The 12,862-nt window shown below is 62.6% G+C and carries 13 protein-coding genes and 2 tRNA genes; 3 read left to right on the top strand and 12 right to left on the bottom strand.

Going from position 1 to position 12,862, the window contains the following annotated elements; genetic code table 11:
* Nucleotides 1-265 precede the first annotated feature (265 nt).
* Nucleotides 266-1,093, bottom strand: coding sequence for a rhomboid family intramembrane serine protease (locus ACTSLZ_RS01910; protein WP_443095530.1), 828 nt, complete (start codon nt 1,091-1,093; stop codon nt 266-268).
* A 120-nt stretch (nt 1,094-1,213) separates the two neighbouring features.
* Nucleotides 1,214-1,756 (bottom strand): peptidylprolyl isomerase, encoded by a 543-nt coding sequence (locus ACTSLZ_RS01915; protein WP_129315992.1) that lies wholly within the window; start codon nt 1,754-1,756, stop codon nt 1,214-1,216.
* Between the two features lie 212 nt (nt 1,757-1,968).
* Between ACTSLZ_RS01915 and ACTSLZ_RS01920 the strand changes: the two genes are divergently transcribed.
* Nucleotides 1,969-2,850 carry a hypothetical protein gene (locus ACTSLZ_RS01920; RefSeq protein ID WP_193554048.1) on the top strand — a complete coding sequence of 294 codons (882 nt, stop codon included), beginning with the start codon at nt 1,969-1,971 and terminating at the stop codon, nt 2,848-2,850.
* A 162-nt stretch (nt 2,851-3,012) separates the two neighbouring features.
* Here the strand turns inward: ACTSLZ_RS01920 and ACTSLZ_RS01925 are convergent, their stop codons facing one another.
* From ACTSLZ_RS01925 to ACTSLZ_RS01940, 4 genes are all read right to left on the bottom strand, one after another.
* On the bottom strand, nt 3,013-3,291 hold the full coding sequence (locus ACTSLZ_RS01925; protein WP_129315991.1) for a DUF3349 domain-containing protein: 279 nt from the start codon (nt 3,289-3,291) through the stop codon (nt 3,013-3,015).
* Between the two features lie 33 nt (nt 3,292-3,324).
* Nucleotides 3,325-3,621: a hypothetical protein gene (locus tag ACTSLZ_RS01930; RefSeq protein ID WP_129315990.1), complete on the bottom strand. Its 297-nt coding sequence runs from the start codon at nt 3,619-3,621 to the stop codon at nt 3,325-3,327.
* Nucleotides 3,622-3,636: 15 nt separating this feature from the next.
* Nucleotides 3,637-4,920, bottom strand: coding sequence for an inorganic phosphate transporter (locus tag ACTSLZ_RS01935; protein ID WP_443095531.1), 1,284 nt, complete (start codon nt 4,918-4,920; stop codon nt 3,637-3,639).
* Nucleotides 4,921-5,042: 122 nt separating this feature from the next.
* A complete protein-coding gene (locus tag ACTSLZ_RS01940) occupies nt 5,043-5,567 on the bottom strand; it encodes a helix-turn-helix domain-containing protein (RefSeq protein ID WP_443095532.1) in 525 nt (174 codons plus the stop codon).
* A 237-nt stretch (nt 5,568-5,804) separates the two neighbouring features.
* Here ACTSLZ_RS01940 and ACTSLZ_RS01945 point away from each other — a divergent pair, with 237 nt between their 5' ends.
* Nucleotides 5,805-6,269 (top strand): hypothetical protein, encoded by a 465-nt coding sequence (locus ACTSLZ_RS01945; RefSeq protein ID WP_443095533.1) that lies wholly within the window; start codon nt 5,805-5,807, stop codon nt 6,267-6,269.
* 139 nt (nt 6,270-6,408) lie between these two features.
* Here the strand turns inward: ACTSLZ_RS01945 and ACTSLZ_RS01950 are convergent.
* From ACTSLZ_RS01950 to gyrB, 6 genes are all read right to left on the bottom strand, one after another.
* Nucleotides 6,409-6,481, bottom strand: a tRNA-Ala gene (locus ACTSLZ_RS01950).
* 5 nt (nt 6,482-6,486) lie between these two features.
* A complete protein-coding gene (locus tag ACTSLZ_RS01955) occupies nt 6,487-6,606 on the bottom strand; it encodes a DLW-39 family protein (RefSeq protein WP_443095534.1) in 120 nt (39 codons plus the stop codon).
* Between the two features lie 25 nt (nt 6,607-6,631).
* Nucleotides 6,632-6,705 (bottom strand) — tRNA-Ile (locus tag ACTSLZ_RS01960).
* Between the two features lie 95 nt (nt 6,706-6,800).
* Nucleotides 6,801-7,385, bottom strand: coding sequence for a DUF3566 domain-containing protein (locus ACTSLZ_RS01965; RefSeq protein WP_443095535.1), 585 nt, complete (start codon nt 7,383-7,385; stop codon nt 6,801-6,803).
* Entirely contained in the window at nt 7,382-10,051 is a 2,670-nt protein-coding gene (gyrA, locus tag ACTSLZ_RS01970) for a DNA gyrase subunit A (RefSeq protein ID WP_129315987.1), read from the bottom strand. The genes ACTSLZ_RS01965 and gyrA overlap by 4 nt, the downstream gene beginning before the upstream one ends.
* Before the next feature lie 80 nt (nt 10,052-10,131).
* Nucleotides 10,132-12,159, bottom strand: coding sequence for a DNA topoisomerase (ATP-hydrolyzing) subunit B (gene gyrB, locus ACTSLZ_RS01975; RefSeq protein WP_129315986.1), 2,028 nt, complete (start codon nt 12,157-12,159; stop codon nt 10,132-10,134).
* 382 nt (nt 12,160-12,541) lie between these two features.
* Here gyrB and ACTSLZ_RS01980 point away from each other — a divergent pair, with 382 nt between their 5' ends.
* Entirely contained in the window at nt 12,542-12,862 is a 321-nt protein-coding gene (locus tag ACTSLZ_RS01980; protein ID WP_397555386.1) for a DUF6457 domain-containing protein, read from the top strand.

Raw genomic sequence — 12,862 nt, forward strand, 5'->3', positions numbered from 1 at the left:
GCACCGACAGATCCCGCCGGCCGATCACAAATTACAACTTTCGGCCTTTGCGCTCCGTCCGGAAATCCCCAACTGTGCACAGAGTTTTCCACAGGTGTGGGTAACCGAGGGATGGTTCCCCGGACCTCTCTCCCCAACTCCTCGATCTGGCGGGCAAGACCGCTATCCACAAGGTTATTAACACATGTGGAGTTACAGCCCTGTAGTTATTAACAGCTGTGGGAAAGTCCTGTGGAAAACCTGTCGCTCACGGAAAATCTTGTAATCACATCTTTCCGCCCGCTCGTCCCTTTTGCCGGCCACGATGCTGCGCGATGTCGAAGATCCACGCCATCACGGCTCCCACCACGAGGCCTCCGATGTGTGCCTGCCAAGCGATCCCTGGAACCAGGAACCCGAACACCAGGTTGACGGCCACGAGAACCAGCAGACCCCGAGTGTCGCCTCCGCGGAACCGGGTCCAGGCAAAGAGAGCACCGAACAGGCCGAAAACCCCGCCCGACGCGCCGACCACCAGTGTGTACGGACTCGCCAACAGGTAGACGGCGAAGGAACCACCAATGATCGACAGCAGGTAGACCGCGAGGAATCTCCATCTCCCCATGCGCGGTTCAAGAGCGGCACCGAAGATGTACAACGTGTACATGTTCAACGCGATATGGAGCAGGTTCCCCGGCGAATGGACGAAACCGCTGGTCAGGAGACGCCAGGGCTCGGCCGTGGTGAGGATCGGGGCGTAGGCCAGGGTATTGAGGACCAGGTGCCGCGGGATGACCCATTGCAGAACGAAGACAACGACGGTCACAGCGATCACGGTCCAGGTCACGGTGAGCCCCGATCCGCCGGGCAGGAGTCCCCCGCCTCTCCCCCGCGCATGGTCACGACCTCGGGCGTTCTGGTCGACCTCGTGCACACAGTCCACGCACTGGATACCGACCGGGGCCTGGACCTGGCAGCGCGGGCATACGGGGCGGTGGCACCGAGTGCAGGTCACGTAGGAGACGGTGTCCGGATGCCGGGGACAGACCGGCCGGCCTTCACCGTGGGAGGCGGCTTCATCGCGTTGTCCGTACCGTGGCGGTTCCTGATTCATGAACGGGGGTTCCTCTCAGAAGGTGACGTGCCCAGAGACAGAACGAGGCCCAACCGCAGTACAGCGGAAGGGCCTCGCTCTTCGATACACCGGGTTCTCCCGGTGCCGATGTTCTCGGACTCAGAGTTGTTCGATATCGATGTTCTTGATGACGACGTCCTCGACCGGACGGTCCATCATTCCCGTGGCCACGCCCTCGATCTCGTCGACGACCTTCTTGGAATCGTCATCGGCAACTTCACCGAAGATGGTGTGCTTGCCCTGGAGCCACGTGGTCGGAACGGTGGTAATGAAGAACTGGGAGCCGTTGGTTCCCTTGCCGTTCTGGATGCCGGCGTTGGCCATGGCCAGCATGTAGGGCTCGTTGAAGTTCAGGTCCGGGCTGATCTCGTCGTCGAACTGGTAGCCGGGACCGCCAATTCCCTGGCCGAGCGGGTCGCCGCCCTGGACCATGAAGTCCCGGATGATGCGGTGGAAGATCACGCCTTCGTAGAGCGGGGTGTTCTTCTTCTCGCCGGTCTTGGGATCGGTCCATTCCTGGGAACCATCGGCCAAACCGACGAAGTTCTTGACGGTTTTGGGTGCTTGGTGACCGAACAGGTTAACCACGATGTCGCCGTGGTTCGTGTGAAGGGTCGCTTTGGCAGTGGGAATCGCAGTCATGACAAATATTTTCCCATGATGCCGCCCTACCCCCAACACTGTTCCGCCTACAGTGAAAACAACACGCTCCCACCCCTTGAGGTTGGGGACACGTCGGGCCGTATTACATATCCTGAGAGTGGACTACAACTGACTCGGTAAAACATCCCGTTTTCCACGGATGGCGCCGACAGAGATTCTGTCTGCGCACCGGATCCACGAGGAGGTAACTCATGGGATGCCAGAAGAAGGCTGAAAAGAAGGCCCAGCAGGCCGCGAAAGAGGCCCGGAAGACGGCGAACGCCCGCTACTCCGAGGGTGTCGACAAGGTCAACGAGCTGAGCAACAAGTTGCAGCAGCGGGCCGATCAGGCAAACGACTGGGCGCAGAAGGAGGTTGCACCCCGTATCCAGGAGCAGATCGATCGTGCGACCCCGGCCGTCGAGAACGCCGTGGCCAAAGGTCGCGAGCGCGCCGGCGAGGCGGCCACGGCCATCGCAGACAAGCTGAACTCCACCGAGGCCCACCCTCAGGTCGAGGCACTGGCGGCCAAGGTCACCGGTGACAAGAAGTCCGTGAAGAAGGCACAGAAGGCAGCCGCGAAGCGGGCCGAGGAATTCGCCAAGCAGCAGAAGAAGGCCAACAAGAAGTCGCACAAGGGCCTCGTCTTCTTCGGGTTGCTCGCTGCGGCCACCGCTGCCGGCGTCGCCGCGTGGCGTGCCTCCCGCCCGGTCGAGGATCCCTGGAAGACTCCGGCGGATGCAGAGAAGAAGCCCGCCGCCAAGGATTCCGCCGATTCCTCGGCCGCCGGGGCCAAGGCAGATCCTGCGGAGCAGAAGGTGAGCAAGCCGTCCTCGGCCGCCGCGCCTTCCAACCAGGAGGTCAAGTCCCTGAACGATCCCAAGGACACGAGCCACCCGGCTCCCGGTGCTCCGATGGACAAGCCGGCCACTCCGGTTCAGGGCACGCCCGCAGCGGACAAGGCCTCGGAAACCAAGAAGGCTGACGAGACCAAGTCCTCGACTCCTCGCCAGGGTGAGGCCTCGCAGAGCAACACCGAGGAAAAGCCCGCGGGCAAGCACCAGGCTCCGAAGTCGGGACAGGATGACAAGTAAATAACTGACTGCCCCGGCGTCCTGGACGCCGCACCACGCCGCCGCGCTCATCGAGCGCGGCGGCGTTTTTTGTTGGTCTGATGGCTGTTCCGGAACCATGGATGTCTGAGGACGGCACCTTCCGGAGCGGAGGCCCGGCGCAGTCGGCCATGGTATGTGGGGTCAGAGATCCCAGCCGACGTGCCGCAAATGTTCCTCGACGCGGGCGACGTCGCCCGGCAATGGCATCTCGTCGGTAATTTTCGTGATTTCGACGCCGATGTCCACGCTGCCGGCCGGCATGACGCCTTCGGCAATGAGTTGGCGGCAGATCTCGACGACTTCGTCCTCGGCCAGCCTCCGCCGGAGGACGGCGACGAGCGGCACGTAGTCCTGCGACGGCAGGCCATTGGGGTAGCCGGCTCGGAGCCATCTGATCACGGAGGCAGCAAGGTTTCGCATGTCGCCCCCTTTCCTAGAGCTCCGGTGCGGTCCCTACTTCTTGGCGAGACCCAGGAAATTGAATCCTGTCATGTGGAACAGAAAATCTTTGGCAATCCAGAGGATGCCCATCACGATGGCCACCAGGATGATCGCGAAGATCAGCCCTCCGATGGCTCTCATGGCCGTGGAGGGAGGGCGCACCTGGATGACGCCGCCGTCCTCGGTCCGTTGCGTCTGTCCGGCAGAGATCCGCATCCCCAAGGCAAAGAGCGCGGGGAGGCCGGCGCCGAGGAGCAATCCCGCGATCGTCACGGGAACGAGGTTCGAGAGAAGGTGGAGAAAGTTCATGCTCGGACTCCCGGGTTACTGGTTGGAAAAGTGCTTGTGGGCGCCGGCTCGTGAATCGTGACCGATGATCTCGCCCACCTTGGCGTGAACCATGGTTCCGGTCAAGGCGTTGTCCTGGTCGGGCGTCTCGGCCTGTTCCACGACCGGCGTCTCAGGCTCTTCCTCGACCCACTGGTCGTTGACGTTGTCGTGCGTGACGGGGGCCTGGCGGGAGCGGTGCCACATGTACCCGGCAAGCACCACGAGCAGGGCAAAGATGACCAACGCACCCACGAGTTCGTTGGAGACCATGGCAACCATGTGCCCGATGAACCAGGTGACGGCGCCGACGAGCGCGGCCGCCGGAATGGTGATGATCCAGGCGACAACCATCCGACCGGCTACTCCCCACCGAACCTCGGCACCCTTGCGGCCGAGACCGGTGCCCAGGATCGATCCCGTGGCCACGTGGGTCGTCGAGAGGGCCATACCGAAGTGGGAGGAGGTCAGGATGATGGCTGCGGAGGCACCCTCGGCGGCCATGCCCTGCGGGGACTCGATTTCCACGAGACCCTTGCCCAGGGTGCGGATGATCCGCCATCCGCCGAGGTAGGTTCCCAGGGCGATCGCCGCGGCGCAGGTGAGCTTGACCCAGAAGGGGATGTCGGCGCTCGGATCGATCGAGGAAGAGGCGACCAGGGCCAGGAAAATCACGCCCATGGTCTTCTGGGCGTCGTTGGTCCCGTGGGCCAGTGACACCAGCGATGCGGTGCCGACCTGTCCCCAGCGGAACCCGCGTTCCTTCTGCTCGTCGCCCACGGAGCGCGTGAAGCGGTAGATGAGGGCCGTGCCGACCGTCGAGATGATTCCCGCGACCAGCGGGGCAGCGACCGCGGGGATGATGACCTTGGCGACAATGCTGGTCCACAGGACGCCGCTGAGTCCGAGACCGGCAATCGTGGCACCGATGAGGCCGCCGAACAGGGCGTGTGAGGAACTTGAGGGGAGGCCGAGCAACCAGGTCAGGAGATTCCAGGTGATGCCGCCGACCAAACCGGTGAACACGATGATCATCAGGTCGCTGCCGGAGGTGAGATTCAGGTTCACGACCTCTTTGCCGACCGTCTTCGCGACCTCGATGGAGAGGAACGCTCCGACCAGGTTCAGGATCGCCGAGAGAGCGACCGCCACCTTGGGCTTGAGTGCGCCCGTGGCGATCGACGTTGCCATGGCGTTGCCGGTGTCGTGGAAGCCGTTGGTGAAGTCGAAGACCAACGCCGTGACGATGACAATTGCGAGGATGATGAGTTCAGGTGCCACACCTGAATTATGCGGACATGGAACTGAAGTCCTGGAGGTGAATACGTGAACGGAAGGTTAACTTCGCCGCCGTCGGACTGTGATTTCGGCAATCATCGTCGCGCTTGAACCGCTGGTGGCGATCAGCGTAACGATTGCTGGTACTTGCCCGGTATCATCCCTACCAGCGACACGAAAGCCTCTATGAAACCACTGGGGTTGGACCAACCGCAAGCAATAGCCGTGTCTACCACGGACACCCGCTCGGTCAGCATGATCAGGGACCTGTGGACCCTCAATTGAATACGCCACTGCCTGTAGCTCATCCCGGTTTCCTGGTGGAACAGCCGACTGAGGGTCCTCTCGCTCGCACCGATGCGGCGGCCCAGATCCGCCAGGGTCATGGGCTCCTCGAGGTCCCGACCCACCAGGTGTGTTGCCGCCAGCAGACGGTCCTCGTGCGATTCGGGAAGGTCCAGCGGCTCTTCCGGCGCCGCAGAGAATTCGTCGATGATGAGTCTCCTCAGCCAGTCACGGGCCTCGAACGATCGCGAGGACGGCTCCGTCAGTGCCACGACGGCTTCCCTGGCCACTGGAGTCAGTGCAAACACCGCGGGCCTCTGGGGCAGGAGTTCTGCCATGCTCTCGGACATGAATGCGATCCGCATATCGGTGCTTCCGTGGGCGCGGTGCTGATGCACGAAACCCGCCGGAATCCACACGGCTCGATTGGTTGGAGCAACCCAGGACCCGTCCTCGGTCACCATCGACAGAACCCCTGTGGAGGGATAGACGATATGCCCGCGATCGTGGGCGTATGCCGGCGTGTGTTCATCGTTCCCCAGCAGCTGGATCTGCTCGGGATTTTTTTTGCACGTGGCGGGATTCGGGCATAGGACGCCGGGATGGATCCCGGTACAGCGGGATGGATGTTGTCCTTCTCCGCATTCCCGGGAATCCTCGCGTCATTGGTGCCACCCGTGGTGGCGCAACGGATCCGTCCCACGTGGCTTCCGGTTGCGGTGGCGGTGGCACTGACCGGGGTCGCGTATCTCGGGGTCGGTGTGATGCCCCTTGCGGGGTCCTATCTCTGGATGACCATGCTCGGACTGGGCCAGGGTGCATCCATCAGTTTGTCACTCACCTACATTGTGTGGCGCTCCCCTGATACTCATCACACGGGGCAGTTGTCCACGATGTCGCAGGGGTTCGGTTACCTGTTGGCTGGCCTGGGACCGTTGGGAATCGGTGCGGCTCATTCACTGACCGGTTCGTGGACGGTTCCCCTGAGCATTTTGGGGTTGCTCCTGGTGGTCCAGTTGGGATTCGGCACGTGGGCAAGTCGTCCGGTCCACGTCGGCCGGGAGTAGTCCTTGGCCGGGTGATTCCTCCGGCCGACGACGCCGCGGAGCCGCAACACCCGGGTGACCCGTTCCGATGGGGGACGTACCATCACGGTAGGAGTACAAAAAAGAGGACCCGGCTCGATGCCGGGTCCTCTGTGTTCGGTGGAGGCGAGGGGACTCGAACCCCTAACCCTCTGCTTGCAAAGCAGATGCGCTACCAATTGCGCCACGCCCCCGAGGGTCAGTCAACCGTGTCTGTGGAAGCCTTCCAGGTTTCCTTGGTTTCCTGAGCGTCCTTCACACGTTTGGTCACCACAAAGGCTACCGCGCCGGCTGCAAGAGCCGCCAGCGTTTTCCTCATGGGAACCTCCTCGTGAAAAGGATTGTGGGCGTACCAGGAATTGAACCTGGGACCTCTTCGTTATCAGCGAAGCGCTCTAACCGTCTGAGCTATACGCCCTTATTGGCCCTCGGACCGAGATTAAACATTACATGACGACCCGGTCCGGGCCAAATCAGGCCAGGGGTGACCTCCCGCACAGGGAGGCACCCCGATCAGTCGTCCGTCAGCGTGACTCCCACGCCGCCCACGAGGCGGGCGGCGATGTTGTACAGGAAAGCCGAAATGACACCCAGCAGGGTCATCAGCACCACGTTCACGATGGAGAGGATCGTCGCGTAGAGCGCCACCTGACCCAGGGACAAGTAGTCCGTGATGGACACGGCGTTGCCCTGGCTCGAGAGCATGGAGAGCACCGAGTCGATGCCACCGAAGATGCCCGTGATGTCGAAGACGAGCCACAGGATCACACTGGCCACGACCACGACGATCCCGACGGCCACGGACAACAGGAAAACCAGCTTGGCGATCGACCAGAGATCAACCTTGGCCACGGTCAGGTGCGCGCGACGCACCTTGGACCGGGGCGCGGGTCGAACGAGCGGTCGGCCGTTCGAGGAGGCCTGGCGCTTGTTGCCGTTCGCGGGCCCGTTCGTGGGAGCGGACTTGGAAGCGGTCACCGAATCTCCGCGTCCGGAACCAGCGGCCGGTTTGCGTCGGTTGTCCGCGGGCTTTTGCGCAGAGGAGCTCGCGGACGCGGAAGGTTTCCCCGCCGCGTTACCAGGATTGTTCGTGCTCACTCATTACCTCCGTGTGATGAAGTTTCCGACTCGGCCGGAGTATCGGTCTGTTCAGTACCGTTGTCCAACGGTACTTCATTTTCGCCGTCCAGCACCTCAACGGAACCGTCGTCGGCAATCTCTTGGCCTTCGTCAATGCCCTTGTCCTGATTTCGGGCGATGGAAAGAATCCTGTCGCTCTTGCCAGGCTTGGCAAATATTACGCCCATGGTGTCCCGGCCCTTGGCAGGAACTTCCGACACGAGGGACCGGGCGACCTTACCGGACTGCATGACGACCAGGACTTCGTCGTCGGCACCGACGATCAGGCCACCGACCAGATCTCCGCGGTCCTCGACGAGTTTGGCCACCTTGATGCCCAGACCGCCACGCCCCTGGACCCGGTATTCATCGACCTTGGTCCTCTTGGCGTAGCCGCCTTCGGTCACCACGAAGACGTAAGAATCATCGGTGACCACGTTGGCGGCCAAGAGTTCGTCGCCGTCCCGGAACTTCATGCCGGTCACACCGCTGGTTGCGCGGCCCATCGGCCGGAGCGCGTCGTCGGTCGCCGTGAACCTGAGGGACTGCCCCTTGCGGGAGATGAGCATGAGGTCGTCGTTCGAGTGGGTGAGCTGCGCGGAGATGAGTTCGTCGTCCTCCCGCAGATTGATCGCGATGACGCCCGAGGTCCGGTTCGTGTCGTAGTCGCTGAGGCGCGATTTCTTGATCAGACCGTGCTTGGTGGCCAGAACCAGGTACGGCGCATCCTCATAGGTGCGCAGGGCCATGACCCTCTGGATCTTCTCGTCCGGCTGGAAGGCCAGCAGGTTGGCCACGTGCTGCCCCTTCGCATCCCGCCCTGCCTCGATGAGTTCGTAGGCCTTGGTGCGGTAGACGCGCCCGAAGTTCGTGAAGAACAGGATCCAGTTGTGGGTGGTCGTGACCACGAGATGCTCGACGACGTCGTCGCCGCGCAACTGGGCCCCGCGGATCCCCTTGCCGCCACGGTGTTGCGATCTGTACTGGTCGATGCGGGTCCGCTTGACGTATCCGCCGCGCGTGATCGTGACGACCATGTCTTCCTCGGGGATGAGGTCCTCGATCGACATGTCGCCGTCGTAGCCCATGAGAATCTGCGTCCGACGGTCGTCGCCGTAACGGTTGACCACGTCCCGCATTTCCTCCGAGATGAGGTCGCGTTGGCGCTGTTCGGAGTCGATGATCTCCTTGTATTCCTCGATCAGACGCATGAGTTCGTCGTGCCGGTCCTGGATCTTCTTGCGCTCCAGTGCGGCGAGACGGCGCAGCTGCATGTTCAGAATGGCCTGGGCCTGGGCTTCGTCGATGTCCAGGAATTCCATGAGCCCCGTGCGGGCGTCGTCGGCCGTGGACGAGTTGCGGATCAGCTGAATGACCTCGTCGAGGGCGTCCAGCGCCTTGAGGAGCCCCCGCAGAATGTGGGCTTCTTCCTCGGCCTGGCGCAGGCGGAACCGCGTTCTCCGGACGATGACGTCCATCTGGTGCTGAACCCAGTGGCGAATGAAGGCATCCAGCGAAAGCGTCCGGGGCACACCGTCCACGATCGCGAGCATGTTGGCGGAGAAGTTCTCCTGCAACTGGGTGTGCTTGTAGAGGTTGTTCAGCACCACCTTGGCGACCGCGTCCCGTTTGAGGACGACGACGAGGCGCTGGCCCGTGCGGCCCGAGGTCTCGTCCCGGAGATCGGCGATGCCGCTGATCTTGCCCTCGCGGATCAGATCGGCGATTTTGATCGCCAGGTTGTCCGGATTGGCCTGGTAGGGCAGTTCCGTGATCACGAGGCACGTGCGACCGTGGATTTCTTCCACGTCGACGACCGCGCGCATCGTGATTGAGCCGCGCCCAGTCCGGTAGGCGTCCTCAATTCCCTTGTGACCCAGGATCTGGGCGCCCGTGGGGAAATCGGGTCCCTTGATGCGAGCGATCAGGGCATCGAGCAATTCCTCGTTGTCCGCCTCGGGGTGCTCCAGGTACCACTGAACACCCTCGGCGACCTCGCGCAGGTTGTGCGGGGGAATGTTGGTCGCCATGCCCACCGCGATGCCGGAGGACCCGTTGACCAGCAGGTTGGGGAACCGTGCGGGAAGCACCACGGGTTCCTGGTTCTTGCCGTCGTAGTTGTCCTGGAAGTCGACGGTGTCTTCCTGGATGTCCCGCACCATCTCCATGGCCAGCGGTGCCATCTTGCACTCGGTGTACCGAGGCGCAGCGGCGCCGTCGTTGCCGGGGGAACCGAAGTTTCCTTGTCCCAGCGCGAGCGGATACCTCATGATCCAGTTCTGGATCAGACGCACCAAGGTGTCGTAGATGGCGGAGTCACCGTGGGGGTGGTACTGACCCATGACCTCGCCGACCACGCGGGCGCACTTGTTGAAGGAGCGGTCCGGCCGGTATCCGCCGTCGTACATCGCGTAGATGACGCGCCGGTGAACCGGTTTCAGGCCATCTCGCACGTCCGGGAGTGCACGGCCGACGATCACGGCCATCGCGTAATCGAGGTACGACCGCTGCATCTCGGTCTGGAGGTCCACGTGCTCGACTCGGTCGGTGCCCGTGGTGGCCGCGACGTCGCCGCCCACGACCTCGCCCTCGATGGGGGCGCCCTCCTGAGGATTCTGATTCGAACCGTTGTCTTCGGTGCTCATGTTTCTCTGTGTTCCGTCCTGCTGAAAGTCTTCAGTCTCTCGGTGCCGATATATGCCTCATGCCAAATATTCGGCTTCGGCTAGATATCGAGGAACCGGATGTCCTTGGCGTTCTTCTGAATGAATTCGCGGCGGGATTCGACGTCCTCGCCCATCAGCACAGAGAAGACCTGGTCGGCCGCGGCGGCATCGTCCATGGTCACCTGGAGAAGCGTCCTGTGCTCCGGGTCCATGGTCGTTTCCCACAGCTCGCTGTAGTCCATCTCGCCCAGACCCTTGTAGCGCTGGATGCCGTTCTCCTTGGGAAGGCGCTGGTTGTTGGCCAGCCCGCGAGCAACCGCCTCGTCCCTCTCCGCATCCGTGAACACGTAGTCGTCCGGGGCATTGGACCACTTGATCCGGTACAGCGGAGGTTGGGCGAGATACACGTATCCGGCTTCGATCAGCGGACGCATGAAGCGGAAGAGCAGGGTCAGCAGAAGGGTGGTGATGTGCTGGCCGTCGACATCGGCATCCGCCATCAGAACGATCTTGTGGTACCGGGCCTTCTCGATCTGGAACTCTTCGCCGATGCCCGCACCGAAGGCGGTAATCATCGATTGGACCTCGGCGTTGGAGAGGGCACGGTCCAGCCGCGCACGCTCCACGTTCAGGATCTTGCCTCGCAGGGGAAGGATCGCCTGCCGTTCGGGGTCGCGCCCCTGGACCGCGGAGCCGCCCGCCGAGTCGCCCTCGACGAGGTAGATCTCCGAGATCTCCGGGTTCTTGGAGGAGCAGTCCTTGAGTTTCCCCGGCATTCCGCCGGACTCCAGCAAACCTTTGCGGCGTGTGGTCTCGCGAGCCTTGCGCGCTGCCATACGGGCCTGGGCGGCGGTGATCGAACGCCGGACGATGTCCTTGGCTTCGTTGGGGTTGCGTTCGAGCCAGTCCCCCATCTGGTCCCAGACCTCACGCTGCACGAAGGTCTTGACCTCCGAGTTGCCGAGCTTGGTCTTGGTCTGGCCCTCGAACTGGGGCTCGGCGATTTTGACGGAAATCACCGCGGTGAGACCCTCGCGGACGTCGTCGCCCGTGAGGTTCTCGTCCTTCTCCCGCAGCAACTTGTTGTCCCGCGCGTACCGGTTGATCAGTGAGGTCAGCGCCGTGCGGAATCCTTCTTCGTGGGTTCCGCCCTCGTGGGTGTTGATGGTGTTGGCGTAGGTATGGACCGATTCCTTGTAGGACTCGGTCCACTGCATGGCCAGCTCGAGGGAGAGCTTTTTCTCGGTGTCCTCGACCTCCAGCGCGATGACGTCATCGTGGATCACGTTGGTCTTCTGGCTGGCGTTGAGGAACTTGACGTAGTCGAGAAGGCCGTCGTCGTACTGGTAGACGACCACGCGGTAGCCCTCGGACGTGGTGCCTTCTTCGTTGAGCTTCTGCTCCGAAGTCTTCTTCTCCTCGGCAACCTCGTCGTCGAAGTCGGCGGCTTCCCGCTCGTCCGTCAGGGTGATACGCAGTCCTTTGTTCAGGAATGCCATCTGCTGGAAACGGGCGCGAAGGGTTTCGTAGTCGAAATCGACCGTCTCGAAGATCTCGGGGTCCGGGTAGAAGACCTGTTCGGTACCGGTCTCACTGGTTTCGGCACCGCGTTCGAGCGGCTGATCGATGTGGCCTCCGTTGTGGAAGCTCGTGGTCCAGACGTACCCCTGGTTGCGCACCGTGGTGATCACCCGCGTGGAGAGGGCGTTGACCACGGAGATGCCGACGCCGTGCAGGCCACCGGAGACCGCGTATCCCCCGCCACCGAACTTACCGCCCGCGTGAAGAACGGTCATGACCACTTCAACGGTCGGCTTGCCTTCGGTCGGGTGCATGTCCACGGGGATGCCTCGGCCGTTGTCCACGACCCTGACGCCGCCATCGGCGAGCAACGTGATCTCGATGTGGTCGCAGTATCCGGCGAGCGCCTCATCGACCGAGTTGTCCACGACCTCGTAGACGAGGTGGTGGAGGCCGCGTTCTCCGGTGGAACCGATATACATGCCCGGTCGTTTGCGGACCGCTTCCAGTCCCTTGAGGACCGTAATGTCGCTCGCACCGTATTCGTGATTTTCTTCGGCTGCCACTTTGAGGTTTCAGCTCCTAGCTTCCGGACCCACGAGGGGTCCGGTCTGGGGATGGCGGGCAGGTGCGCGAAATCGATAACATTGCAATGTGGTCGGATCGCGAAGCTGGCCACCGTTGGATCTGACATCCATTCTACCGGACTCGGGCGCTCACAGGGGCCAATTCGCTCCGCTCAGAGCATCCTTTGAGGAGGTCAGTGGCTTTCACAGGCCTTCGACGGCCCTCAGACGGCGTCGGACCCTCGCACCTGTGGGTTCACACTCAGACAGTCCCGAGCCCAAGAGAAGCGGAATGAGCCCGTCGCCCCATTCCCGATCCTCACCATCCGAAAAGCCCACCGCAATCCGCCGCGGTGGTCGAGAAGAAAGCGAAGAGTTCGAAATGACCGATCAGCATCTGCCGAATCTCACGGAGTGGCTCGAGATGGTCGCGGTCGAACTCGACCTGCCGTCCGACGTGGTGGCGCCCGGCCCGATTCTCGAGATGACCAAGGACGTGGCTCACGGCATCGTACGGCCCGGAGCCCCGACGAGTTCCTACCTCGTGGGCGTTGCCCTGGGACTTCGTCTGGCCGCGCAGTCCGAGGCGGGAGAGGACACCGTGCCCGCCGAAGACCAGCTCAAGGAGCTCTCGGAACAGGTACGCGACCTGGTCGCCCGAACCCGTCGCGACGCCGGCGTCGACACGGAACCGAAGGACTAG

The sequence above is a fragment of the Rothia koreensis genome, from assembly GCF_052232265.1.
In the GTDB taxonomy this organism is placed as follows: domain Bacteria; phylum Actinomycetota; class Actinomycetes; order Actinomycetales; family Micrococcaceae; genus Rothia; species Rothia koreensis.